Origin of the sequence: Mesorhizobium sp. WSM4898, assembly GCF_029625845.1 — a bacterium.
In the GTDB taxonomy this organism is placed as follows: domain Bacteria; phylum Pseudomonadota; class Alphaproteobacteria; order Rhizobiales; family Rhizobiaceae; genus Mesorhizobium.
On record NZ_JARTVQ010000004.1, the window covers coordinates 252,895 to 277,267 of the forward strand.

Below are 24,373 nucleotides of genomic sequence, written 5' to 3' on the forward strand. Positions count from 1 at the left end.
CCATAAGTCCAAGGCGGTCGGATGGGCGGAATGACCCGTGAAACCCGCCATAATCCGGCCATCGTCGCCGTTAAGATTCATTAATGGGCTGGGTGAGATTGGGGAATGGAGAGATTCGCATGGACGTGCAGCTCGATGAAAAAGCCCTCGAAAGCACGCTTGCCGAAAGTCTGGACGATCTGACGCCGGACTCCAAAACCGTTTCCGACGATGAATTTGCCGAAGTCGTCGGCGGCGCGCTGGAGGCCGTCGGCGGAACGCTGCTGTTCAAGATGTGCGTCGAGAATGACGGCGAAGGCCAGCATGTCGCTGCCGCAAGCGTCGGCGACGGCGGCAACCGCCAGTTCCTGCTGCTCACGCTGCCGACCGCCGGCGGCGCGCTGAAGGTCGAGACAGCGGCGAGAAGCAGCAATCCGGTCGCCGGCATCGCTGCCGCCTATGCCGGCCTCATGGACGCATTCAAGGCCGCCGCCTGACTGTCGGCGGTTAGAACATTATTTCGCTGCACGCGACGCGTCATCGCGCCGCCTTGCGCGAGGCGTCGGGCCGATCCACCTTTGACGGACGAGAGCGGTTCCGAACGGAAAAACCGCCGCGCACCTTCCTCAAACTGCCGATGAGACCCGTCTTGGACAAGCGTGCCAACCCCGCCCCCGGCTTTCAGCGCAATCCCGACAAGGTGATAACGATCGAGCCTTATCGCGGCGCCGTCACGGTCAGCGCCGGCGACGTCGTCATCGCCAGGTCAACCCGGGCCAGGCTCTTGTCGGAACCGCCCTACCCAGCGGTTTTTTACATCCCGTTCGACGATATCGATCTCAGCAAGCTCGCCAGGACCGAGCATTCGACGCATTGTCCCTATAACGGCAACGCGAGCTATTGGAGCGTGCTGCCGGCCGGCGACAGCGGCAGGGACGCGATGTGGGCCTATGAGCAGCCTTTCGACGAAGTGGTCGAGATCCGCGATCACGGCGCGTTCTATACGGGCAAGGTGACGGTCGAGACTAAGCCGGAGTGATAGACTGCGGCGGAAAGCATCGCGGATCTCCGAGGTCGCTGAGCCTCCCAGCCGTCGTCATCAACCTCCGCCACGGATCAATCCGTGGTGCCGTCGTTGCCGACGTCGTCGGCGTCGTCCAGCCGAACGAAGGTCAGGCCCTTCTGCTTCAGGGCGAGCAGGCCCTGGACGACACCCTCGCCCGCGGCATGGGTCGGTTGGTTGATGTGAGCGATGATGACGTCGCCATCCTTGGCAGCGGCGATGCGCCGGGCAGTTTCCTTGGCGCCGAGCAGTGAGCCGCCGTCGCCATTGACGGAAAAGCCCGCGACCTTGAAGCCCAGCTTGCGGATCATGGCGATCGCCGACGGGCTGTATTCGGCGGTGGCGCCGCGAAACCATTTCGGCGGCGGGCCGCCGGCGCTCGCAAGCGCCGCGGCACCCGACTCGACCTCGGCCTGAACGGCATCAGGACTGCCGGCACTGCTGATGCCGTAGATCTTGCGGGGCGTGTCGACCGCCGGGATGTGGCGGCCACCGTGGTTTTCCAGTTCGAACAGATCAGGATGCGCGCGCATGATCCCGACAGCGGCGGCGTTGCGCTTCAGCCAGATGCCGGTGACGAAGATAGTCGCGGGAATTTTGTTTTCTACCAGGGCCGAAAGAATGCGCGTATCGGTCTTCCCGCCGCAGGCGTCCAGCGTGAGCGCGACACGGCCACCGCCGCCTTGCGGCGTCAGATGCAACGTCGGTTCGACCAGCGTCCCGGCATTGCCAGCCGAGACCACGACAAGCGACAACGCGATCGCGCAAAGAGATTTTTGAAGCAAACCCGTCATTCCCATGCCCGGCCCGTCAAGCCGCTCAACCGCAAGATGGCGTCAACAAGACGCGCATCTAGGCGAAAATCGGAACGGTTCGCATCCGAAAAGCCACCGCGCGACAATTTGCATGGAGAGTAGCTGTAAAAGCTCAACACGCCTTTAGCAGACTTGAGCTAGACCGCCTGCTCAAGCGCCACGTCGGTACGCGCCAAAAGTTCGCGCACCGCCTCGACCACGGAATCCACTTCAAGGCGCCAGACACAGCATGCCTTGCTCGAATCGGTCCGACGGCACAGGTCGCCGCCGACGCAATCGCAGGGCATGGAGGGGCGCAACGAGATGCTGGGGACCCCGACCGGGCCCCATCGAACCGGATTGGTCCGGCCGAACAGACCAACGACCGGAGTGCCGGCTGCGGCCGCCATATGCATCGGGCCACTCTCATTGCCGAGGAATAACCTGGCCTCCTTGAGCAGCGCCAGCAACGTTTCGAGCGAGAGCGTGCCGACCAGATTGACGACCGGCGTTTTCGCTGCCGCCACGATCTTGTCCGCCGCCTCGTGCTCATCAGGGCCGCCGATCAGCACAGCGTCCAGGCCAGTTTCGGACGATATCCGTTCGATCGCGGCCGCAAAGCGCTCCGGCTGCCAGCGACGCCCGATGAAGCTCGCCCCCGCATGCACCGCCACGAAGGCATTTGGCCGCAAATGATGCTTGCTCAGCAAGGCGAGCGCTTGCGTCGTTTCGAAGGGCAGCGGACGGATAGCCGGTGCCCTGACGCGCAGGTCGACGCCGAGCACCTCGAGCGGCGACAAATAGCGGAAGAGATAATGTTTTTCGCCGAATCCGTACGGCTTCATCCTGACATTGGCAGGCTGGCGCTCAAGCCAGCGCAGAGGTCGCTCCGTCGGATAGTGGCCGACACGAATCGGGGCACGGACCAATCCGGACACCAGCCGCGAAGTCTTGGAATCGGTGATGTCGATGACCATGTCGAAGCGGTGCCGCCGCAAAGTTCGCACAACCCGGACAAGCTCGCGCCCGCGCTGGAGCGGCGTGCCGCGCATGCCGGCACGGCTGAACGAAACGACCTCGGCTGCGATGCCATGCGCTGTTAGAAATCCAGCAAACCTGGCATCGCACAGGAACACGACCTTCACACCTGGATATTCGAGCTGAAGGTTCTTCGCCAAGGCAGAGGCAAGCACGATGTCGCCTATGAACTTGGTCTGCATGATCAGGATCGATCGGAAAGAGGTGGGGGAAATCTGCAACATCTGTTTCACGCCCCGAGTAATTCGGAACCAGAAACTGCCCAGGAACGATGTCGAGATTGAGAACCAGCGCGCGCACGTTCGCGTGAGTTTCCATACGAAATCGTAAGATGGAGCGCGCCGTTCAGGCGCGCTTGGCTCTTCCCTTCGCGGCCTCCACGGCCGCCTGGGCCGCAGCCAGCCGGGCAATCGGTACACGGTAAGGCGAGCATGACACATAGTCGAGGCCGACCTCTTCGCAGAAGCGGATCGAGGCCGGGTCGCCGCCATGCTCGCCGCAAATGCCGAGCTTGATGTCGGGTCGTGTTCCCTTGCCCTTTTCCGCCGCAATCCGCACCAGTTCGCCGACACCGTCGATGTCCAGCGAAACGAACGGATCCTGTTCGATGATACCTTTCTGCCGGTAGGTTTCAAGGAAGGAGGCCGCATCGTCGCGCGAGATGCCGAAAGTCGTCTGGGTCAGATCGTTGGTGCCGAAGGAGAAGAACTCGGCCGCTTCGGCAATGACATGGGCGCGGATGGCTGCGCGCGGCAGCTCGATCATGGTGCCGGTAAGATAGTCGATCTTGGTGCCGGTCTCCTGCATGACGCTTTGCGCGACGGCATCGATGCGCGCCTTGACGTATTGCAGCTCCTTCACGAGGCCGACCAGCGGCACCATGATTTCGGGCACCACCAGCGCGCCGGCCTTGTGGCCGGCCTGAACCGCCGCCTCGAAAATGGCGCGTGCCTGCATCTCGGCGATCTCGGGATAGGAGACCGCCAGACGGCAGCCGCGATGCCCGAGCATCGGATTGAACTCATGCAGCGCCTCGGTACGCTGCCTGAGCTTGTCCGCCGGCACATTCATGGCGGTCGCGACCTCGGCGAGCTCGGCGTCGGTCTTGGGCAGGAATTCGTGCAACGGCGGGTCCAGCAGGCGGATCGTCACCGGCAAGCCCGCCATGATCTCGAACAGCTCGAGGAAATCCGAACGCTGCATCGGCAGAAGCTTGTCGAGCGCCGAGCGCCTGTCCTTCTCGGTGTCGGCCAGGATCATCTCGCGCATGGCGATAATGCGGTCACCTTCGAAGAACATGTGCTCGGTGCGGCAAAGGCCAATGCCTTCGGCGCCGAAGGAGCGCGCCATGCGCGCGTCGAGCGGCGTCTCGGCATTGGTGCGCACCTTCATGCGGCGCGCGGCATCGGCCCATTCCATGATGGCGGCGAAGTCACCGGACAGCTCCGGCTGCAGCATGGCGACGGCGCCCTTCAGCACCTGGCCGTTGCCGCCGTCGATGGTGATGATGTCACCCTTGCGGAAGGTCTGGCCCATCGAGATCAGCGTGCCGGCCTTGTAGTCGACTCGCAGCGAGCCGGCGCCCGAGACGCAGGGCTTGCCCATGCCGCGCGCCACCACGGCGGCATGACTGGTCATGCCGCCGCGCGTGGTGAGGATGCCTTCGGCGGCATGCATGCCGTGGATGTCCTCCGGGCTGGTCTCGACGCGCACGAGAATGACCTTGCGGCCTTGCGCCTTGGCATCCTCGGCCTCACCGGAGGAGAAGACGATCTCGCCGGTGGCCGCGCCCGGCGAGGCCGGCAGGCCGACGCCGATGACGTCGCGCGCCGCCTTGGGATCGATGGTCGGATGCAGGAGCTGGTCGAGCGAGGCCGGATCGATGCGGGCAACCGCCTCCTCTTTCGTGATCAGCCCGTCTTTCGCCATCTCGACGGCAATCCTGAGCGCCGCCTTGGCGGTACGCTTGCCGGAGCGGGTCTGCAGCATCCACAATTTGCCGCGCTCGATGGTGAATTCGAGGTCCTGCATGTCGCGGTAATGCTTCTCCAGCCGGTCGGAAATATCGACGAAGGACTGGAAAGCTTCCGGCATCAGTTTCTGCAGCGAGGGCTTGTCAGAGCCCGCAGCGATGCGCGCGGCCTCGGTTATGTTCTGCGGCGTGCGGATGCCGGCCACCACGTCCTCGCCCTGCGCATTGACCAGGAATTCGCCATAGAGCTGCTTTTCGCCGGTCGAGGGATTGCGGGTGAAGGCAACGCCGGTGGCGGAGGTGTCGCCCATATTGCCGAACACCATGGCCTGGACGTTGACCGCCGTGCCCCAGCTTTCCGGGATGTCGTGCAGGCGACGGTAGGTGATGGCGCGGTTGTTCATCCAGCTCGAAAACACGGCGCCGATGGCGCCCCAGAGCTGCTCGCGCGGGTCCTGCGGGAACGGCTTGCCGAGCTCCTCCTCGACCTTGGCCTTGTAGAGCGCGATCACACCCTGCCATTCGATGGCCGTCAGCTCGGTGTCGAGCTCATGGCCGAGGCTCGCCTTCTGGTCCTCGAGAATTTCCTCGAAAACCTCGTGATCGAGGCCCATGACGACGTCGGAATACATCTGGATGAAGCGGCGGTAACTGTCATAGGCAAAGCGGGCATCGCCGGAATCGGCGGCAAGCGCCTCGACCGTCTCGTCGTTGAGGCCGAGATTGAGCACGGTATCCATCATGCCTGGCATCGAAGCGCGGGCGCCGGAGCGCACCGAGACCAGAAGCAGCTTCGACGGATCGCCGAAATTGCGGCCGGTGAGCCTGCCGATATGGTCGAGCGCCGCAAGGACATCCGCTTCAAGCGAGGTCGGATAGGTGCGGCCGTTGGCGTAATAGGCATTGCAGACTTCAGTGGTGATAGTGAAGCCCGGCGGCACCGGCAGGCCGAGGCTGCACATCTCGGCAAGGTTGGCGCCCTTGCCGCCGAGCAGGTTGCGATCACCGGCTCGGCCTTCAGCGGCACCGTCGCCGAAGGTGTAAACCCACTTGGTCATGAATGCCCTCCAGGTCCCTTGGAAGATAGACAACACCCGGGCCAAGGCCCCGGTCCCCGCCCTTCCGATCCGAGCGATAAGATGCTGCATTGCGAAAGGCAAGCGCCGGCAAAGCAAGCGCCGCGACTACAATCGATTAAGCAAAAGCTGCGTCAAAAAGACTTGCCGGTGTGAGTTGCGCGAGATAGAACACAACAAGAACAAAGTGGAGTAGCGCGATGAAACTCGAGGGAAAACTCGACTATCTGGAACTTCCGGCCACCGGCGGCACGCTGGACAGCGTCAAATCCTTCTACAGCGCGGCGTTTTCCTGGTCTTTCACCGATTACGGGCCAACTTACTCCGCTTTTGCCGAGGGGCTCGACGGCGGCTTCCAGGCCGACGCGGGCGAAGCGCCCGCCAGACCGCTGCCCGTGCTCTATTCCGAAAACCTGGAGGAGACGCTGGAGGCCGTTGAGAATGCCGGAGGCAGCATCATCAAGCCGATCTTTTCCTTCCCAGGCGGCAGGCGGTTCCACTTCACCGACCCGGCCGGCAACGAGTTGGCCGTGTGGGGCGAATAGCCGGCAATTCCGGTCGCCGGATCGATCTCCCCTCCAGATTACGCCCGAACGCGGCGGCAATCCGCCGGCGCAGACATGCGGCAAGATTACTTTGGATGTCAGCGGTCCAAGCATTGAGCTTTCGACCGGCTCGTCCTATAAGGCCGCGCGCAGCGGGCACCGCCCGGCTGCTGGGGCGTCGCCAAGTGGTAAGGCATCGGTTTTTGGTACCGACATTCCCAGGTTCGAATCCTGGCGCCCCAGCCAACCATTTTTTATCTTTTATTCAATGATTTAGCTAAATCGATCAGGTCTTCGTCTAGGGCACTCGGCTAGGGCCTTGGATTGCGTGGACCGGCAGCAAGAATCTGGCGTCCGGAACTGGACTTAAGAGAAGCGGCGCCGTTTAGGACCGCTTCGAATTCACGATAGCATGTGCAGTATGGTGCCAAGGGCCGTAGCCCCTGTTGGCCGCTTTTCGCGATCGAGAGCACGCGGACCATTGTTCACGGTAGCTCAGTCAGCCGGGCTGCGAGGAAAAAAGCGCGGCCGATTGACATACCGCTTAGAATTCCAATACCTATAGTATTTAAACGCCCAGTGCTGAATACCGGCGGGAGGAGCCAATGGCCGAAAACACGACAGCTGATCCTTCCACGCCTGCCCAGCTTCGCCTCGCGGGCGGAGCGCAGGGATTCAATTGGCTTCCGGTCTTCCTTGCAGACGAGTTGGGATTATTCGGCAAGCACGGCATTGCCATCGAATACAAGCGCTTCGGCAGCGTCGACAAGGCAACGGGAGCTGTCCTTGAGGGTGAGGCCGACCTTGCGATTACGCCGCCAGAAGGAGCAGTCGCGGACTTCGTGAACGGTGGAGAACTGCGCATTGTTGCGGCCAATGCAGTGCGGCTGCCGATGTCTCTCGTGGCGCGGCCAGAAATCGCCACCCTGGCGGACCTTCGAGGAAAGAGGATCGGCACGTCCTCGCTCACCGAGGGTACTGCGATTTACACGCAGATTGTGCTGGCTTCCCAAGGACTGCACTACCCCGCCGACTACGAATTCGTGCTTGCGGGTATTCATACCAAACGGTGGGAGGCGCTGCAGGCCGGGCAAGTCGACTGTGCTCCCCAGCCCGCGCCGTGGAACTTCCTGGCCGAGGACCAAGGCTACAAGCTGATCGGCGAGGTCAATGAGTTCATACCCGAGATCCTCTTCACCGCGGTCATCGGCCGATCATCGTGGCTGCAAGCCAATCGAGATGTGGTCATACGCTTCATCAACGCCCTGATTAAGGCCCATGCGATCACCAATGAACCGGCGCGGCAGGACGTAACATTGCCGATCTTCCAACGCATCACCACGCCGGAAAGCTCCACCCTGGCCAATCGTGCTCTAGGATACATGCGTGACATGGGCATGTGGCCGGACAAGCTGGCCGTGCCGGCAAACGCATTGCGCACGACGATCGACCTGATGATCCGCGCGCATTTGCTCGATGAGGCCCTTCGGAGCCAAGCGCTGCACGCCTTCGATGCTTCTTACCTCGACGCCGCTTGCACCACTATCGGCTGAACCCATCCTGCCGTGCACCAAAGCAATCCCGCAACTGACCCCTCACCTTCGCTTGCCCTTGGAGGTCGACGACCCTAAGTTGCTTGCTCAGATACGCTGGGTATCCCGATACGTTCATTGGATGATCAAAGATGGCGCGACTGACCCGTGAACAAAGCCAAGCCTTGACGCGCGAAAAGCTTTTGGCTTCGGCCAGCGAGATGGTGGCCCGAGACGGCTATTCCGGCGCATCGATCGAGCGGATCGCAGAGGAGGCCGGCTTCTCGAAGGGGGCCTTCTACTCCAATTTCACGAACAAGGAAGACATCTTCCTGCAACTGCTGGAGCGCAACGCCGGCGGAGATGTGGTCGAACTGACCGAAAGGCTTCGCAGCGTTGACGAGCCGAAGGATGTCATCGAATCCATTTGCGAATGGGCCAACCAACGCGCCAAGGACAAGCGCTGGGGAACGCTGGCCATCGACCTGCTGCGCATCGCGCGCCGCGACAACACGCTGGAGGATCGGCACCTGCGCCTGTTCAGGGACCAGTGGGAAGGGCTGGGCAGGCTGTTGTCGGAGAAGCTGTTTCCGTATGGGGATGCGGAACCCCGGCCACTCTATGTCGGCGGTATCGTCCTCGAACTCGTCTATGGCGGCATGTCGAGTTTTATGGACGACAGGGCGCCCGGCGAAATGGTGCGGGTCGCGCTGACGTCGATGCACGAGGCTCATCTTTTTAGGCACAAGAACGGAAAGGCCGTGCGCAAGCGGACTGCAGCGTCCTGACGCGAACCATGCCACGCCACGTTGGAAGGCCGACCGATTCTCCTTCGTGGACGTCGGGTGCCTATTCGTAGACAAGTCCCTTCAAGCGCAGCCGTTCGCGCATTGAGTTGACGTCCAGGCTGAGCTTGCCTGCAGCGTAGAGGCGACGTTTGTCTTCCTCGGCCGCCTCCCGCTCTCGTGCCGTTCTCGCAACCAACTCGGCATTGGCACGGGGCACCACGCAGACGCCATCATCATCGGCGACGATCACGTCGCCAGGGCAGATGCGGGCACCGGCGCAGATGATCGGAACCTGGCAATCGCACGGCGTCTCCTTTACCGTTCCCTGAGCGAAGATCGCCTTCGACCAGACCGGGAACTTCATCGCTCGCAAAGCAGCCACATCGCGCACGCCGGCATCGATCACGAGGCCTCGGATGCCGAGCGCCATCGCCGATTCAGCCAGAAGGTCGCCGAAAAATCCGTCTTCGCATGGAGAGATCGGAGTCACGACGAGCACATCGCCCGGCCGCGCCTGCTCCAATGCAACATGAATGGTCCAGTTGTCGCCCGGCGCCACCTCGCAGGTAAGCGCATTGCCGCCGATCCTGGCGCCGTCATAGATGGGACGCAGCCGCGAGGCCAGCAGCCCCTTGCGTCCCTGGGCCTCGTGAACGGTTGCCACCCCCAGCGCGCCCAGTGCGTCGCACACTTCGATCGGCGTACGTTCGGTGTTTGTCACGACTTTTGCCATTGATATCTCCAGAGATTCGTGCCGGCCGGACCTCGCTAGCGACCCTGTCGCTTGAGCCTCTCGTCCAGCCGCGGGTAGACTTTGCGCGCATTGCCCTCGAACACCGCCGCGCGGTCGGCTTCGTCGAGGCCCAAAGCATCGATGTAACGGCGCGTGTCGTCGAAGTTGAAGCCGGTCAGCGGGTCAACCGCCTTGACCGCGCCCAGCAGTTCCGAGCCGAAGAGGATGTGGTCCGGACCGATCACGCGAAACAGCGTGTCGATCCCCGCCTGGTGGTAGACGCAGGTGTCGAAATAGACGTTGCGCATCAGGTGCGTGGCGAGATCCGGCTTTTCCATCATGATTGCCAGCCCGCGATAGCGGCCCCAGTGATAGGGAACCGCGCCGCCGCCGTGGGGAATGATTAGCTTGAGGTCTGGGAAAGCGCGAAACAGGTCGCCCTGGATCAACTGCATGAACACCGTGGTGTCGGCATTGATGTAGTGCGCACCGGTGGTGTGCAGGCAGTCCGAGCACGCGCCCGAGACATGGATCATGGCCGGCACCTGGAGCTCGACCATCCTCTCGAAGAGCGGATACCAGTAGCGGTCATAGATTGGCGGCGCGGACCAGAAGCCGCCGGACGGATCGGGGTTGAGATTGCAGCCGACGAAGCCGAGCTCGTCCACACAGCGCTCGAGTTCAGCCAGCACAGGAGCGAGGTCACCGCTCATCGACTGCGGCAGCTGGCAGACACCGGCAAAGTTCAGCGGGAACAGGTCCACGATGCGCGCAATGAGATCATTGGAGACACGGGACCATTCGGCATTCAGCGCAGCGCTGCCGACATGATGACCCATGCCCGAGGCCCGGGGCGACAAAATTGTCACGTCCGAGCCGCGCTCCTGCTGAAGACGAAGCTGGTTTTCTTCGACGGTCGCGCGAAGCGTCTCGTCGCTTATGGCGGGATAGACCGGACCTGCGTCGCGCTGGCCCTCGGCAAACGCCACCTGGGCCTTGCGATAGGCATGATGCGCCGGGGGCTCGGTGGTGTAGTGACCGTGGCAGTCGATTATCATGGCATTCTCCAACCGCAGCTCAGGGCTCCAGCACATAGTTGGTGAAGCCACCGTCGCCCGAGGCTACGCCGTTGATCGCCTCATTGATCTGGTCCAGCGGATAGGTGCGGGCTTCCAGCACGGACAGGTCGACCGCGCCAGACCGGACCAGCTCCGCTATCTCGATGCCCTCCGCGGTGCTGAGCCAGGCCGAACCGGTGAGCACCATCGAATTGTCCATCCACCATTTGGTGTTGAACAGCATGTCGGCGCCCGTACCGCCGATGTTGACGATGGTGCCGCCGCGTTTGACGCCCATCATCGCGTCCCTCATGGCGTTGACGTCGGCCACCGCGCCAAGGCTGTCGAGCATGAGATCCGCGCCGGAGTGGTGCTTGGAGCGCACCCAGTCCGCGACCTTGCCGTCCAGGCTGGAAAAAATCTCGATCCGGTTCGGCGCGAGGCGCTTCAGCTTTTCCAGCAATGGCTTGCCGCGCGCGACCGCGTAGATGGTGGATATCCCCATGGCGAGCGCGAACATGGTGGCGCCGACACCCAGCGTCCCGGTCGCGCCGTTGATGATCAGCGACTTGCCCGCAAGGTTGCCCAGCTTCTTGAGCGCCGAATAGGACGTGCCGAGATAGCCCATGCGGGCAGCCTGCGGAAACGTCATATTGTCGGGTATCTTGACGATGGCGCTCTGGGGCGCGCGCATGAATTGAGCGAAGCCGCCGCCGGGATAGCGCTTGTAGATTTCCAGGCTGTTGCGATTGAACCCGAAATATCCGGCGAAGGTGAAGTAGTCGCACTTCATCTGGTTGCCGCTGGCGCAGGCGTGGCAGGCACCGCACGAACGCAACGGATTGACGTAGACACGGTCTCCGGGCTTCAAGGCAACGACCTGCTCGCCCACTTCGTGCACGATGCCGGCGGGGTCAAGGCCAAACGTCGCGGGCTTGGGGGGCAGCGGCTGGTGAGGATACCAGTTCTCCCAGTTGTTCAGCACGTTGGCGAGGTTCGGGACCATACCGCAGGCTTTGACCTCGACCACGACATCTGTTCCGCACGCTCGAGGCTTGGCGATCTCCTCGATCCGCATTGGTTCGTTTACCGCATGCAACCGTGCGGCGCGCATCATCACTGTCACGATGTTCCTCCTCAAATACCGCCAAACCGGATCGAGTTGACATTCCGATTGGACTGTGGATACCGTACAGTATCTGGATTGGGAGACGCAAGACCCGATTTGCGGTGCCGGTACCAACCATCGCTGCTGCCCTCGGGCCTACGCTCGATTTCGCAGGGTGGCTGGCGGCCAAAACCGGGCCCGCTCACAACGACTGCAGCCGTCACGCTGCTGGGAGGAGACGTACAATGCCGTTCGAGTTGCAGCCTCAGGACTGCCTGAGGATCCTATGTGGAGTCTGGTTCCTGCCGCATCTGATCGGGAAGGTCAGGAACTTCGATAAGGCGCCGGTCACATTTGAGAAGGCCGGTCTGAAGCCTGGCAAGGCATTCCTTGTCCTGACAATCGTCCTCGAGGTGCTTGCCGCGCTCGGCATGATTTTCAACGTCTATTCGAAAGCAGCAACCGGTTGCGCGATCGTCGTGCTGCTCGGAGCAGCCTACGCAGTGGTGAAGATCAACGGCGCCAAATGGCGCTGGCAGCAGATGGGACCGGAATTCCCGCTTTTTTGGGCGCTCGCTTGCCTCCTCTCGGCACTGTGACTTTGAACATCTACCTGGGAGGTTTGATATGCAGGTTCGGCGCATCGTCACCGGCAGGGACAACGCCGGTAAGTCAGTGGTCGTCAGTGACGGTCCCTCCCCTGGGGAAATGGTCCTGCGCCACACGCCAGGTTTCGTATCGTCGCCACAGTGGAAAATCGAGGAGGCGCCAGAGCTGCGGAGCATCGACAACAAGGACCCCATGGAGACGACCGGCACCATGGTCATGCCGGCAGGCGGATCATCGTTCTGGATCATTACTTTCCCTCCCGACAGCGTCTACATGTCATCGGAATGGAACCCCGCGGTAGCTGGTCCCGAACTCATCGAGGCGTCACCTGGCATTGCCGAGCGGATGGAGCCGGACAGCCCTGGCATGCACCAGACCCCGACCGTCGACTACGTCACGGTGGTCAAGGGCAGACTGATCCTGGAACTCGATGACGGCAGGACTGTCGAGCTAAATGCCGGCGACACCGTAGTCCAGCAGGGCACTCGTCACGCATGGCGCAATCCAGGCGACCAGCCGGCGACGATCTCCGTGATCATGCTCGGCGCCACTGTCTGACGCGGCGGTTACCATCCCAGAGACCACACCAGCCTCGGCTGGGCTTCGGACCGCTCAGATCGTTGCCGCCACGTCGGCGAGGATCTGGCGCGTCCACGCATGCAGGCCCGAATAGTGAGAACGCTCGGTCCAATACATGTCGATCTGGATCAGCACCTCGAGAGGGAAAGGTTTTAACGTCAACTTGTCCGAAAGCCGGCGGGCCAGGCGATAGGGAATGGTCGCGACCAGCTCCGTGCCCCGGATCAATGCTTCAAGATTGTCGTGGCTCGGCACGATCACGCTCGGCGTAATCCTGACGTCGATTGCCCGAAGCGCCGCGAAGTACAATGCCTCCCACTGGCCATTGTGGGTCACGGCGATATGCCGCGTCTGCCGGTAGCGATCCATCGTCAGTTCGCCGGCCGCAAGCGGATGGCTGGAATCCATGATGCAAGCGTAGCGGTCGGTGAAGAGTTTGCGCCGGTAGTAGATATCGCCGAAAATCGCCACCGGGCCAAGCACGATATCGCAGATGTTTTCCTTGAGCTGCTTCTTGCCGTGGACGGCGGATTCAAAAATGTTGACCGCGATCTGGGGCGCCTGCTGCTGGACCTGGCGCACGAAGGCCGGCATCAGGAACATACGCTCGTGATGGTTACAGGAGATCGTCACGCTGCCCGTGGACGTAGCGGGATCAAAACCTTGCAGAGAGGACAACGCCTGCATGCGCTCGAGGACATCGCGCGCTTCCTGGGCGAGTTGACGGCATTTGTCCGTCAACAGGATCGAGTTGCCCTGCCGAACGAACATCGGGTCGTTGAAGGCCTTTCGAAGCCGCTTGATCGAATAGCTGATCGTCGACTGGTTGACGCCGAGGCGCTCCGACGCCTCTGAAAAGGACCGGCAGTCGTGGACCATGACCAATGCCTGCAAGGCATTCAGGTCGATCTGGGCAAGCTCCTCCGACAGCATGACGCCCACTCTCTATGCAAAATTTCGATCACCTGTATCGAACCTATTGGGTTGTTAGATGTCCTGCAAGGGCTTAGCCGGAAAGGAGCTGCACAGGAGGTTTGAAAATGGCTGCTAATCTCGAACAGAAGATCGCTGACGCTGGAAGCGCCCAAACCATGCTCTGGGAATCGCAGAGCCCGCCGATCGTCAGCACGCCGGTGACGGCGGAATTCACCAACTGGCGCGACGAACAGCTCGCTTGGCGCAGCAACGCCGTGCTCTATGACCAGTCGCACCATCTCGCCGACCTGAACATCCGCGGCAAGGATGCGCTGAAGCTCATCCGCGACACGGCGATCAACAGCGTTGAATACTTTCCCGTCAACGCCGCGAAGCAGTATGTAGCTGTCAACGACGAGGGCCAGCTCATCGGCGACAACATCCTGTTCCGCTATGAGGAAGACGAATTCCAGGCGGTGGGCATTCCGCCGACGATCAACTGGCTTCAATATCATGCCGAGACCGGCGGTTACGACGTCGAGCTTGTGCGGGACAATCCGTCCTATGCCCGCAAGGGAAATCCGCTGTGCTACCGCTACGAGATCCAGGGACCTGGCGCGTTCAACGTGATCCGGGAACTCATCGGCGGCGAGCCGCCGGATGTGAAGTTCTTCCACGGCACCCGCTTCACGATCGCCGGCAAGATGGTCCGCGCGCTTCGCCACGGCATGGCGGGCGAACCAGGCTTCGAGTTCGTCGGGCCCTGGGCCGATCATGAGGTCGTTCGGGCCGCTCTGCTCGAGGCGGGCAAAAAGCACAACATGATTCAGGTCGGCGGCCGGGCGTACCTGACCAACTCGCTCGAGTCCGGATGGCTTCCGCGCCCGTTGCCGGCGTTCTACTCGGGCAAGAGCACGGCGGGCTTCCGCAAGTGGCTTGGCGCGGACGAGATCGATGCCAATGTGTCTCTCGGCGGAAGCTTCTTTTCCGAGAACATCGAGGACTATTACTTCTCGCCCTACGACGTGGGCTACGGAAAGATCGTCAAATTCGACCACGACTTCATCGGCCGCAAGGCCCTCGAGGCCCAGGTCGCCGGCGACCAGACCACGGCCAACCGCAAGGTGACGCTGCAGTGGAACGGCGACGACGTCGCCAAGGCGTGGGCCTCGATGTACCAGCCAGGTGTCGGGGCGAAGTTCATCAACCTTCCGATCGCCCACTACGCGACCTATCACTACGACCGGGTCGAGGCGCCAAACGGAAGCTTGGCCGGGCGTTCGCTTCATACCGGATACTCGGCCAACTACCGTTCGATGATGTCGATCGCGGTCGTGGATGCGGCAGTGGCAGAGCCTGGCACCGAACTGGTGGTGGTCTGGGGTGAGCCCAAGCCATCCTCCAAGGTGCAGGTTGAAGACCACGTGCAGTTCAAGATCCGCGCCACCGTCCACCCGGCGCCGATCGACGCGCACGCACGCACCAGCTATCGCAAGAACGCCTAAGCCGCACGCCTGAACCGAGGGCGGCATCACGGCCGCCCTCCCCTCACGGCAACCGCACCCGACGACAACAGACTGGCGGGACCTCCTGCCGGTGTCGCCTTGCGACGCGAGAAACCGCCTTGCCCTTCAGCTCGGCCGTCAACCCGGAGACCGGGTATGGAAAAGTCCTATCTGCTTACGCTCCAATGCAAGAACCGGCCGGGCATCGTCGCCGGCGTGGCGAGCCGTTTGGCAGCACATGGCGCCAACATCACCGCGGCCCAGCAATTCGACGACTCCGAGACGGATCGGTTCTTCATGAGGGTAGCGTTCCATTTGCCTTCGCCCCTCGATGATCTCGCCGGGCGTTTTTCCGAGGAGGTCAACCGCTTCGGCCTGCAATGGACATTGCGGCCCCAGAACCTGCCCCGCAAGGTTCTGCTGCTTGTCTCGAAATTCGACCACTGCCTGGTAGACCTGCTTTACCGCCAACGACTGGGCGAGTTGCCCATGCAGGTTGTCGCCATCATCTCCAACCATCCGCGAGAAGGTCTCAACCTCACCTCCGACGACACCATTCCCTTCCACCACTTCCCGATCAGCCATGAGACCAAGGCCACCCAGGAGGCGAAGATCAAGCGCGTGATCGAAGATAGCGGCGCCGAGCTTATCGTGCTGGCCCGCTATATGCAGATCCTATCCGACGACTTCTCAGCCTATCTCTCCGGCCGCTGCATCAACATCCACCATTCTTTCCTGCCGGGGTTCAAGGGCGCCAAGCCCTATCACCAGGCGCATGAGCGCGGCGTGAAGATGATCGGAGCAACGGCGCACTACGTCACCGAAGACTTGGACGAGGGTCCGATCATCGCCCAGGACGTCGAACATGTGACCCATGCCGACACGCCCGAGGACCTCGTTCGCAAGGGTCGGGACATCGAACGCCGCGTGCTGGCCCGCGCGATCGCCTTCCACCTTCAGGATCGGGTCTTGCTCAATGGACGCAAGACCGTCGTCTTCGCCTAACAACGGAGCCACGCGCATGGAAAAAGCTGCTATCCGCCCCTCCTCTATCGACGCCTCGATCGAGATGGCGCCAAGCCAGGTGATCGACTCCCCTGACCTGCCGGGCCTTTTCCCGTCGGGGGTCCGGGTCTACATCACCGATATCGGCCTGGCGGACACGCCGACTCTGGTCAAGGCAGCGCGTCGCGGCGCGGACCTTGGCTACACCGCGGTTCCCCATATGGCCGCTCGCCGACTGACCACGCGCCAAGCGCTGGAAACGCGGGTGAAGGCTTTGGCTGAGGAAGCGGGTGTCCGCGACTTGCTCATCATCGGCGGCGACGTGGCTACCCCAGCCGGTTCATTTTCCTCCTCTTTCGAGGTGCTCGAGACTGGTTTCGTTGACAAGTACGGCATCACCGAGATCGGTGTAGCCGGCCATCCGGAAGGCAGTCGCGACTTTGGCGACGAGGCGGCGATTGCAGCGCTCCGGATGAAGAGCGCCTGGGCCGAGCGGACCGGGGCAAAGATGCGTGTCGTCACCCAATTTGGCTTCGACGCGGACAAGTTCATCGCCTGGGCGGACGGCCTGGCGGTTTCCGGGGCGGACCTGCCGGTCCATCTTGGCGTTGCCGGTCCCGCCAAGATCACGACCTTGCTAAAATACGCCGCCTTGTGCGGCGTCGGCAATTCGCTGAATTTCTTGAAAAAGCGCAGCGCCTCGCTTGCCGCCCTTGCCACCAGTCACTCGCCGGAGAGCTTCGTCGGCCCGATCGAGCACCATCTGCGGGCAAAGCCGGAGTCGGCAATCGCGCAGCTGCATGTCTTTCCGTTTGGCGGCATCAAGAATACGGCCAGGTGGCTCTACGAGCGTGGCTCGTGGCAAGACCTCGAAGCCGACGATCGCTCGTCGATCGCTTAAGCGCGCAGCCACCTCCCGAGAGCCGAGCCAGACCATGGCGCGCCGATCGTCGGCGCGCCATGGTCTCTCGTTGCCGCTACATGGGCGAATGTTGCGGCACGATTGCCACGCGCAGCCTATCAGTCAGCACCGCCGGACATCCGCGAGGACGTCCGGCGCGCTCAGGAGAACGCGAAGCCGCCGTCAGCTGCGGCCGCGCCCCTCCGTTTCAATGCGCAGCGTGACCTCGTCCCCGATCAGGGGAAGATTGGCCGTCATGCCGAAGTCGCTGCGCTTCAACTTGGCAGTCGCGCTGAAGCCGGCCTCAAGACTGCCGTCCCACGGGTTCTTGCCCTGGCCGTTGAAGGTCACGTCGAGCGTCACCGGCTTGGTCACACCGGCGATGGTGAGATCGCCCGTGATGGTGCCCTGCTTGTCGCTCGACTTGGTGAATTTGGTGCCGACGAAGGTGATGTCCGGAAACTCGGTGGCATTGAACCAGTCGGCGCCCTGGATGTCGCTGTCGCGCTGGGCATTGTTGGTGGAGATGCTGGACACCTTGACCTTGGCCTGCAGCTTGCTGGCCTCAGGCGCGTCCTTGTCGAAGGTGAATTCCCCGGAGAACTCCTTTGCGACGCCGATGACGTTGGAGAAGCCGAGATGATTGATGAAGAACACGATGCCGGAATGAACCGGATCGATGTCGAACGTGATCGGCTGTGCGGTTGCCGGCCCGATTGGCGCCGTTGCGAGTGCAGCTAGCAAAGCTAGTTTCAGTCTGTAGTTCATTCCATCCTCCTTTGTTGATGCACGAAAAGCGAATTCACAGCGGAAGGCTGAACCCCTTCCGTGCCAGCATCACTGCGACTGCCGCGACGGCCGGCACCAGGCAAAACCCTGCGAAGACGGACGTGGCGAGTGCAGGGGTTTTCTGATCGAGACGATCGAGGATCACGCGGCAGGCCGAAGGGACCAGGAAAAGCAGCAGGAGCACCGCAAGGGCGAGAAGGTCGATCTTACGAGTGATCAGCGCGACGGTCTGCGCCACAGCCATCATGCCCGCCGCTCCGCCGAGCAAGGATGCCCATCCGAAGCGGTAATTCGGCCGGGACAGGTGCCCAACCACGATGCCGGCGATGCCAAAGGCGACGCCAAGAGACAGTTGCAGGCTGGATGATGAAGCCCCCGTGAAGGCAATGGGAGCAAAGCCCGCGCTGGCAACCGCGAGCATGATCGCAGGGCGCAGGCCTGATCCCTCATCGGGATAGTCAGCTTCCCGATGAAGCGCATATAGCGCTGCCGCTCCGGCCAGAGCGGCGACAACCAGGTCGAGAGGCTGCGCCAGGGCAATCGTATCGCCGATGTAAGCTGCTGAGGCGACCGGCATTGCCGCCAACAGCAACTGTCCGAGCCTGCGGCTGCCTGTCCATTCCGTCGCCACGCCCAGGATCGATCCAACCGCCGCCAGGTAGAACACCTTGTTGACGGCGCCGACCGGAGGGAAGGAGGGAAGGCGATTGTAGGTCAACCAGTAGGACAGGAAGAAGCCGAGCGGGATCAAGAGATCGTACCAACGGCGATCGACGCGCCCCCATCGCATCAGGCCGCTCAAGGCGAACGACAAAAAGCCGCAAATGGCGACCGCCAGCATAACGGCCTCCTGCGGCGATCGGGCAACGCCAATCACGTCGCATTGCCGTTGTTGGCTACAGGATAGCGGGCACACGCTCGCGGCACCTTGCGGCAGGATGAAGTCACACCGTCCTCCCCGGTCTGAGTTCTCCATGACCGGCCCCTTCTGGATACCGGTCAGATTTCAAATACCAAAGCGTATCTCACTAACCTTGTCAATCCGACTGGGCAGCTGGCCGGAACCCGCCTCGCCTTCGTGCAGGTGCAACGGCGAAGTCGGTTGACATACGACTCAGACTTCAAATACTATATGGTATCTAAAGTGGGACAGACGCGGAAGCGCCGGTTCCGCTGACACGCCTGGGAGGAGTGCGTGGCTGTGCAGGAACATATCAACGCCTATTTGCCTGTGCTCGCGGCGGATGGCGTATCGGTCAGCTTCGGAGGCGTGCAGGCGCTCGACAATGTCTCGCTCGACGTCGGCGATGGCGAGATTTGCGGCTTGATCGGCCCGAATGGCGCGGGCAAGACCACCTTCCTGAATGCCATCACCTGCCTTGCACGCCTTCAACGCGGCACCGTAGAGCTGTCGGGTCGGATAATCTCCAATTCGGCGGTGCGCGACATCATCGGCCTCGGGATCGCTCGGACATTCCAAAATGTCGGCGTATACGGCTCGCTGAGCGTCCTGGAGAACGTCATGCTCGGCGCACACCACAAGATGGGTGGAAAAGTCGCGCGTGCCCTTCTCAATCCCTTCGGTGCGTGGGCCGAGGAGAAGACGGTCCGCCGCAAGGCTGAATCAATTCTGGATGAATTGGGAATGGCCGCATTATCGAGCGTGCGCGCTGACTCCCTGCCCTATCCCTTGCAAAAGCGGATGGAGATCGCACGCGCCCTGGCGGCCGAGCCCAAGCTCCTGTTGCTGGATGAGCCGGCCGGCGGACTGACCCATGGCGAGGTCACCGAATTCGGCACCCTCGTCAATACGATCCGGCACAGCCGCAGGCTCTCGATCCTCCTGATCGAGCATCACATGGGTCTGGTGATGAGCCTGTGCGACCGGATCCATGTGTTCCACCTCGGTCGAAATCTGGCGTCAGGACGCCCCGAAGAAATCAGGACCAATGAAGCCGTCATCGGCGCCTATCTCGGGAGGAGCACGTGAGACTGCTTGACGTCCGCAATCTCTCGGCCTCCTACGGCAAGGTACGGGCGCTTTTTGACTGCTCGCTCGCAATCGCGCAGAACGAATTCGTCGTCCTGCTCGGCGCCAATGGCGCGGGAAAAACCACTTTGCTGCGCGCGCTTTCGGGCACGATCCGCTCGGCCGGCGAGATCGCCTATATGGGAAGCGACTTGCAAAAGATGGCGCCGGAACGGCGTCTGCAACGCGGCTTAGCGCAGATTCCCCAGGGCAGAGGCACTTTCACGGAATTCACGGTCGACGAGAATCTGACGCTGGGCGCCACAATCGTCTCCGATGCCCGCCAGGTCCGACAGGACAAGGAGCGGTGGTACGATCGCTTTCCGCGATTGCGCGAACGACGCTCCCAACTGGCCGGCAATCTGAGCGGAGGCGAGCAGCAGATGCTCGCGGTTGCGCGAGCACTCATGTCGCGGCCAAAACTGCTGCTATGCGACGAGCCGTCATTGGGTCTCGCACCCGTCATCACGCGCGAAATATTCGCGATCTTCAAGGAACTCCGCGACATCGATGGCTTGACGCTCTTGGTCGTGGAGCAGAACGCGGACCTGTCGCTCAAGTTCGCCGACCGCGCCTATGTCATCGAGGCCGGGCATATCGTGGCCGGCGGCTCAGCCGGCGCGATACTTGCAGATGAGCATATCCAGAAATCTTACCTTGGGGACTAACGTGGCGACGTTTTACCAGATCATTGTTTGCGGCATTGCCCCAGGCGGAGTCTACGCCGTGCTGGTCATTGCCCTCGTGCTGGTCTCGCGTCTTACAAGGCGGGCGTCGGCCGACCGCCTCGATGCAGCCTCCTTCATCGACATTCACGATACCGCCGGACTGCCATTCCTGATGGTGGTAACCGCCATTTCCCCGTCCTCAAACGCCAGGGTTCCCTTGGCCAAGGCTCTCGGATCGAAGGCGCGCAGGTCGACGGCCTCGGCGTTGCAGTTGGGAGGCTGGGCTTGACCCTTTTCCTGCAAATCGTCCTCAGCGGTCTTGCCACCGGCGCCATCTATGCGGCTCTTGCCCTTGCACTGGTGTTGATCTTTCGCGCCACCAACGTCGTCAATTTCGGTCAAGGCGAAATGGCGACTTTCTCGGCATACTGCACCTGGCAGCTATGCCTGTGGGGCCTGCCATTGTGGCTTTCGATTGCAATCGGCCTGGCCGGTTCCTTTGTGCTGGGAATCTTGGCGTTTCGGGTCTTCGTCCGCCCGCTCCTGGCAGCACCAGTCGAGGCGACAGTGGTCGTCACGCTCGGCATGTTTGTGCTCTTCCAGGCGATGGTGACGTGGCTCTGGGGCGCCGAGCAGAAGCCGTTCCCCAGCCTTTTTCCCGAAGGCAGCTTCAGCCTCGGTGAGGTACAGGTGCTGGCTTCGTCGGCCGGTACCTTGCTGATCCTCATTGTCCTGGCCGCGGCCATCGCCTCCCTCTTCGCCTTCACAAGGCTTGGGCTCTCCATGCGTGCCGCGGCCTTCGACCGCGTTCGCAGCGTTCTGGTGGGCATCAACGTCGAGCGCATGTTGATGCTCGGCTGGGGTTTCGCCGCGGCGATCGGAATGATCGCGGCGGTGCTGGTCGCGCCACGGCTGTTTTTGAGCCCGACCATGATGACCCCGATCCTATTCTACGGCCTTGCCGCGGCAACCGTTGGCGGCTGGGACAGTCCGCTCGGCGCGATAGCCGGAGGCCTTCTGGTGGGCGTCAGCGAGAGCCTTGGCGCCAACTACATCGGCTTTCTGGGTGCGGACATGCGCATCGCGGTCCCGATCGGGCTCACCCTTTTCGTCCTGCTGGTCAAGCCGGTCGGTCTGTTCGGCTCACAGAAGGTCACCAAGCTATGAGCAACGACATTCGGCGCACGGTCGCGGCAACCGCTGGTTTTGTGCTGGTCGCCGCATTGCTGCCGGCCACTTTGTCAGGCTTCCAGTTGCAGCAGGTGAGCATCGCCATCTCCTATGCGGTCGCCATTCTTGGCCTCAACCTGCTTATGGGGTTTGCCGGGCAGATCTGCCTCGCCCAGGGGACGCTGTTCGGCATCGGCGCCTACGTCACCGCCATCTTGAACGCGACCTATGGCGTCCACCCGTTGGCGACCCTGCCTGCGGCAGCTGTTTTTACCGCGCTGGCCGGTCTCGTCGTCGGACTGCCGGCCCTGCGTCTGCAGGGGCTGCAACTTGCGATCATCACGTTTGGTGTCGCGGCGGCCTTTCCGCAGCTTCTGTTGAAGCTCGGCAGTTGGACGGGCGGAGTCTCCGCCTTGCCGATCGATTCCCTGGAGCCGCCTGCGTTCCTGGCCGATTACTCCGAGCTCTGGCTCTATCTGGTGTCGCTGGGGTGCGCCTGCGTCGCGGCATTCATCGTCTATCTCGTTCTCCTCGGCGACGTCGGCCGCGCGCTCCAGGCGCAACGGGACAGTCCGCAGATCGCGGAGGCTCTCGGCGTCAACCTGACCAAGACCAAGCTGTGGGCGTTCGCCATCAGCTCTGCGCTCGCCGGACTTGGCGGCGGCGTCTTCGCGATCCTCAACGGCTTCATCAGCCCGCAGTCCTTTCTCGCCTCACTTTCCATCACCATCGTGATCGGGAGCATCATCGGCGGCTCGACAAGCATTGTCGGCGCCTTCATCGGCGGGCTGTTCATCACCTTCGTCCCGACATGGACGTCCAGCATCAATCTCGCACTCGGCAACGTCATCTACGCGCTGGCACTGATCGGCATCATGCTTCTGGCGCGCGGAGGGGTTGCCGGTCTGCTGGAGAGACTCGCCGCTGCCTTGAAGGCGCGGTCGAACGCCAACGGCAAAGCCGGATCAATGAGCCAATCAGGGAGGAAGTTATGAGACCATGTATGCCAAGAATGCTTGCGACGGCGGCAATACTTGCGCTGGCCGTCGGTGTCGCTCCGGCGAAAGCTGACGAGACACCGGGCATCACCGACAGCACCGTGAAGATCGGCATCACCGGTCCGCTCACCGGTCCCGTCGCCGTCGTCGGCGCGGTCGCAGAAGGCATCCGCGCCCGGGTCGAGGCCGCCAATTCCCACGGCGGCGTCAAGATGTCCGACGGCAAGACCCGCAAGATCGAGCTCGTGATCAAGGACGACATGCTCGATCCGCAGCGAACGCTTGCGAATGTGCGCGAGATGGTGGAGCAGGACAAAGTTTTCGCTCTTGTCGGCACGGCTGCCACGCCGAACAATGTCGCCATCGGACGTTATATCGAACAACGCAAAGTGCCCAATGTCTTCATGTATTCAGGCGTCCACAAGCTGAACGCGCCGCACGAGGAAATAGGGTTCGTCCCGGCCTTCTCGACCGAGGCGGCGTCGTTCGCCACTTATCTGAAGGACAACAAGCCCGAGGCAAAGGTCGCGCTCCTCTATCTCAACACCGAGACCGGCGAAACCTTCATGAAGGCCTTCGACAAGGCCATCGACGGCTCAGGCGTCAAGGTCGTCGATCGGCAACCGGTGACTTCGCAGGATCCGACCGTCGAAACGCAACTGACAGCGCTCAAGGCTTGCGGCGCCGATACGCTGGTGATCATCGCCGCGCCGCAACAAGGCGGTGAAGCAATCCGCTTCCAGGCCGAGAGCGGCTGGAAGCCGCTGACGCTCGTCACCAACCTTTCCTCGGCCTACCCGATCCTGCAGGCGGTGGGGCTCGAGAACGCCAAGGGCATCATCACCTCGAATTTCCTGAAACCGATCGTTAGCCCGGAAAAAACCGGTGATGCGGGCATCGACCAGTATCTGGACGATATCGCCGCGGCCAAGGTCAACTTCGTCTTCGCCAACACGATCGGACAGGTCGGCTACGCGACCGGCGATGCTCTTGTGAAGGCGCTCGAGCACATGAAGAAGCCGACCCGGGCTGAGCTCCTCGACACCGTCTTCAACATGCAGAAGTGGGACGATCCACTATTGCTGGACGGGATCAAGCTGAACACCAAAGCCGGCTCCGATATTTTCCCGATTGAGGCACTGCAGCTCTATCAGTTCGACGGGCAGAAGTACGTGCCTGTTGGCAAGCTTCTGGATTTCGAGGGCAAGACGGAAGAGTAACGGACGATCGACACAGGTTGCTGCCGGCTGCGAGCGTCCGCGTTTTGCGGGCGCCTTTCTCGCGAGGACGAATTTCGATTTGTTTGAGCGATTCGTGGCCGACAATATCGTCGGCAGTCCTATCTGCGATCCGTTTTGCCGGAAGTCATTCGGCATAAGATGCTGGCGAAGGCGAATCCGGATTCCGTTGCGCGTGACGGCAGATCCAGCTTCAGGCAGTTTGCACCTGCTCTGCGTACCGGACGCAACTTCCCCATTCTAGCCAGTATGGTAGAGATTGGGGCTGGTGCAAATTCCGG

General features: G+C 62.0%; 25 protein-coding genes and 1 tRNA gene. 17 read left to right on the plus strand and 9 right to left on the minus strand.

Annotated features, from left to right (window positions below):
- Nucleotides 1-119 precede the first annotated feature (119 nt).
- On the plus strand, nt 120-476 hold the full coding sequence (locus tag P9228_RS20505; RefSeq protein ID WP_095777947.1) for a hypothetical protein: 357 nt from the start codon (nt 120-122) through the stop codon (nt 474-476).
- 152 nt (nt 477-628) lie between these two features.
- Complete coding sequence (locus tag P9228_RS20510) at nt 629-1,018, plus strand: DUF427 domain-containing protein (RefSeq protein WP_278055238.1); 390 nt, start codon at nt 629-631, stop codon at nt 1,016-1,018.
- Nucleotides 1,019-1,095: 77 nt separating this feature from the next.
- Here P9228_RS20510 and P9228_RS20515 read toward each other — a convergent pair whose 3' ends face one another.
- From P9228_RS20515 to ppdK, 3 genes are all read right to left on the minus strand, one after another.
- Nucleotides 1,096-1,842: a polysaccharide deacetylase family protein gene (locus P9228_RS20515; protein WP_170950236.1), complete on the minus strand. Its 747-nt coding sequence runs from the start codon at nt 1,840-1,842 to the stop codon at nt 1,096-1,098.
- Between the two features lie 152 nt (nt 1,843-1,994).
- Nucleotides 1,995-2,813: a glycosyltransferase family 9 protein gene (locus P9228_RS20520; RefSeq protein ID WP_245322292.1), complete on the minus strand. Its 819-nt coding sequence runs from the start codon at nt 2,811-2,813 to the stop codon at nt 1,995-1,997.
- Nucleotides 2,814-3,219: 406 nt separating this feature from the next.
- The gene (ppdK, locus tag P9228_RS20525; RefSeq protein ID WP_095800265.1) at nt 3,220-5,904 is read right to left on the minus strand and encodes a pyruvate, phosphate dikinase; all 2,685 of its coding nucleotides are present in this window, start codon (nt 5,902-5,904) and stop codon (nt 3,220-3,222) included.
- A gap of 218 nt (nt 5,905-6,122) precedes the next feature.
- Between ppdK and P9228_RS20530 the strand changes: the two genes are divergently transcribed.
- From P9228_RS20530 to P9228_RS20545, 4 genes are all read left to right on the plus strand, one after another.
- Nucleotides 6,123-6,467, plus strand: coding sequence for a VOC family protein (locus P9228_RS20530; protein ID WP_066997872.1), 345 nt, complete (start codon nt 6,123-6,125; stop codon nt 6,465-6,467).
- 171 nt (nt 6,468-6,638) lie between these two features.
- Nucleotides 6,639-6,713, plus strand: a tRNA-Gln gene (locus P9228_RS20535).
- A 359-nt stretch (nt 6,714-7,072) separates the two neighbouring features.
- A complete protein-coding gene (locus P9228_RS20540; protein WP_278055243.1) occupies nt 7,073-8,020 on the plus strand; it encodes an ABC transporter substrate-binding protein in 948 nt (315 codons plus the stop codon).
- Nucleotides 8,021-8,151: 131 nt separating this feature from the next.
- Nucleotides 8,152-8,787 (plus strand): TetR/AcrR family transcriptional regulator, encoded by a 636-nt coding sequence (locus tag P9228_RS20545; protein ID WP_066997878.1) that lies wholly within the window; start codon nt 8,152-8,154, stop codon nt 8,785-8,787.
- A 61-nt stretch (nt 8,788-8,848) separates the two neighbouring features.
- Here the strand turns inward: P9228_RS20545 and P9228_RS20550 are convergent, their stop codons facing one another.
- Genes P9228_RS20550 through P9228_RS20560 form a run of 3 tightly spaced genes read right to left on the minus strand, consistent with a single transcriptional unit; the run spans nt 8,849 to nt 11,695 of the window.
- On the minus strand, nt 8,849-9,520 hold the full coding sequence (locus P9228_RS20550) for a 4-carboxy-4-hydroxy-2-oxoadipate aldolase/oxaloacetate decarboxylase (protein WP_067327894.1): 672 nt from the start codon (nt 9,518-9,520) through the stop codon (nt 8,849-8,851).
- Nucleotides 9,521-9,555: 35 nt separating this feature from the next.
- Nucleotides 9,556-10,578 (minus strand): amidohydrolase family protein, encoded by a 1,023-nt coding sequence (locus P9228_RS20555; RefSeq protein ID WP_067327893.1) that lies wholly within the window; start codon nt 10,576-10,578, stop codon nt 9,556-9,558.
- Nucleotides 10,579-10,597: 19 nt separating this feature from the next.
- Nucleotides 10,598-11,695 (minus strand): alcohol dehydrogenase catalytic domain-containing protein, encoded by a 1,098-nt coding sequence (locus P9228_RS20560; RefSeq protein WP_164746630.1) that lies wholly within the window; start codon nt 11,693-11,695, stop codon nt 10,598-10,600.
- Between the two features lie 236 nt (nt 11,696-11,931).
- Between P9228_RS20560 and P9228_RS20565 the strand changes: the two genes are divergently transcribed.
- Nucleotides 11,932-12,285, plus strand: coding sequence for a DoxX family membrane protein (locus P9228_RS20565; protein WP_278055248.1), 354 nt, complete (start codon nt 11,932-11,934; stop codon nt 12,283-12,285).
- 28 nt (nt 12,286-12,313) lie between these two features.
- Nucleotides 12,314-12,853: a cupin domain-containing protein gene (locus tag P9228_RS20570; RefSeq protein WP_067327891.1), complete on the plus strand. Its 540-nt coding sequence runs from the start codon at nt 12,314-12,316 to the stop codon at nt 12,851-12,853.
- Nucleotides 12,854-12,907: 54 nt separating this feature from the next.
- Here P9228_RS20570 and P9228_RS20575 read toward each other — a convergent pair whose 3' ends face one another.
- Nucleotides 12,908-13,807: a LysR family transcriptional regulator gene (locus P9228_RS20575; protein ID WP_278055477.1), complete on the minus strand. Its 900-nt coding sequence runs from the start codon at nt 13,805-13,807 to the stop codon at nt 12,908-12,910.
- Nucleotides 13,808-13,914: 107 nt separating this feature from the next.
- Here P9228_RS20575 and P9228_RS20580 point away from each other — a divergent pair, with 107 nt between their 5' ends.
- From P9228_RS20580 to P9228_RS20590, 3 genes are all read left to right on the plus strand, one after another.
- Entirely contained in the window at nt 13,915-15,294 is a 1,380-nt protein-coding gene (locus P9228_RS20580) for an aminomethyl transferase family protein (protein WP_278055250.1), read from the plus strand.
- Nucleotides 15,295-15,450: 156 nt separating this feature from the next.
- Nucleotides 15,451-16,299 (plus strand): formyltetrahydrofolate deformylase, encoded by an 849-nt coding sequence (gene purU / locus P9228_RS20585; RefSeq protein WP_278055252.1) that lies wholly within the window; start codon nt 15,451-15,453, stop codon nt 16,297-16,299.
- Nucleotides 16,300-16,315: 16 nt separating this feature from the next.
- Nucleotides 16,316-17,200 carry a methylenetetrahydrofolate reductase gene (locus P9228_RS20590; RefSeq protein ID WP_278055254.1) on the plus strand — a complete coding sequence of 295 codons (885 nt, stop codon included), beginning with the start codon at nt 16,316-16,318 and terminating at the stop codon, nt 17,198-17,200.
- A 183-nt stretch (nt 17,201-17,383) separates the two neighbouring features.
- Here the strand turns inward: P9228_RS20590 and P9228_RS20595 are convergent, their stop codons facing one another.
- The gene (locus P9228_RS20595; protein ID WP_095781687.1) at nt 17,384-17,968 is read right to left on the minus strand and encodes a YceI family protein; all 585 of its coding nucleotides are present in this window, start codon (nt 17,966-17,968) and stop codon (nt 17,384-17,386) included.
- Nucleotides 17,969-18,002: 34 nt separating this feature from the next.
- Complete coding sequence (locus P9228_RS20600; protein WP_278055258.1) at nt 18,003-18,830, minus strand: hypothetical protein; 828 nt, start codon at nt 18,828-18,830, stop codon at nt 18,003-18,005.
- A 354-nt stretch (nt 18,831-19,184) separates the two neighbouring features.
- Here P9228_RS20600 and P9228_RS20605 point away from each other — a divergent pair, with 354 nt between their 5' ends.
- From P9228_RS20605 to P9228_RS20630, 6 genes are read left to right on the plus strand one after another with little or no spacing between them, the layout of a single operon-like run.
- Nucleotides 19,185-19,979 carry an ABC transporter ATP-binding protein gene (locus P9228_RS20605; RefSeq protein ID WP_245432996.1) on the plus strand — a complete coding sequence of 265 codons (795 nt, stop codon included), beginning with the start codon at nt 19,185-19,187 and terminating at the stop codon, nt 19,977-19,979.
- The gene (locus tag P9228_RS20610) at nt 19,976-20,686 is read left to right on the plus strand and encodes an ABC transporter ATP-binding protein (protein ID WP_066997920.1); all 711 of its coding nucleotides are present in this window, start codon (nt 19,976-19,978) and stop codon (nt 20,684-20,686) included. Before P9228_RS20605 ends, P9228_RS20610 begins: the two co-directional genes overlap by 4 nt.
- Before the next feature lies 1 nt (nt 20,687).
- Nucleotides 20,688-20,975, plus strand: a complete 288-nt coding sequence (locus tag P9228_RS20615) for a hypothetical protein (RefSeq protein WP_067327883.1) — start codon at nt 20,688-20,690, stop codon at nt 20,973-20,975.
- Complete coding sequence (locus P9228_RS20620) at nt 20,972-21,853, plus strand: branched-chain amino acid ABC transporter permease (protein WP_067327882.1); 882 nt, start codon at nt 20,972-20,974, stop codon at nt 21,851-21,853. Before P9228_RS20615 ends, P9228_RS20620 begins: the two co-directional genes overlap by 4 nt.
- Nucleotides 21,850-22,851 (plus strand): branched-chain amino acid ABC transporter permease, encoded by a 1,002-nt coding sequence (locus P9228_RS20625; RefSeq protein WP_278055266.1) that lies wholly within the window; start codon nt 21,850-21,852, stop codon nt 22,849-22,851. Before P9228_RS20620 ends, P9228_RS20625 begins: the two co-directional genes overlap by 4 nt.
- 8 nt (nt 22,852-22,859) lie before the next feature.
- Nucleotides 22,860-24,074, plus strand: coding sequence for an ABC transporter substrate-binding protein (locus tag P9228_RS20630; protein WP_278055268.1), 1,215 nt, complete (start codon nt 22,860-22,862; stop codon nt 24,072-24,074).
- The last annotated feature ends 299 nt before the right edge of the window (nt 24,075-24,373 follow it).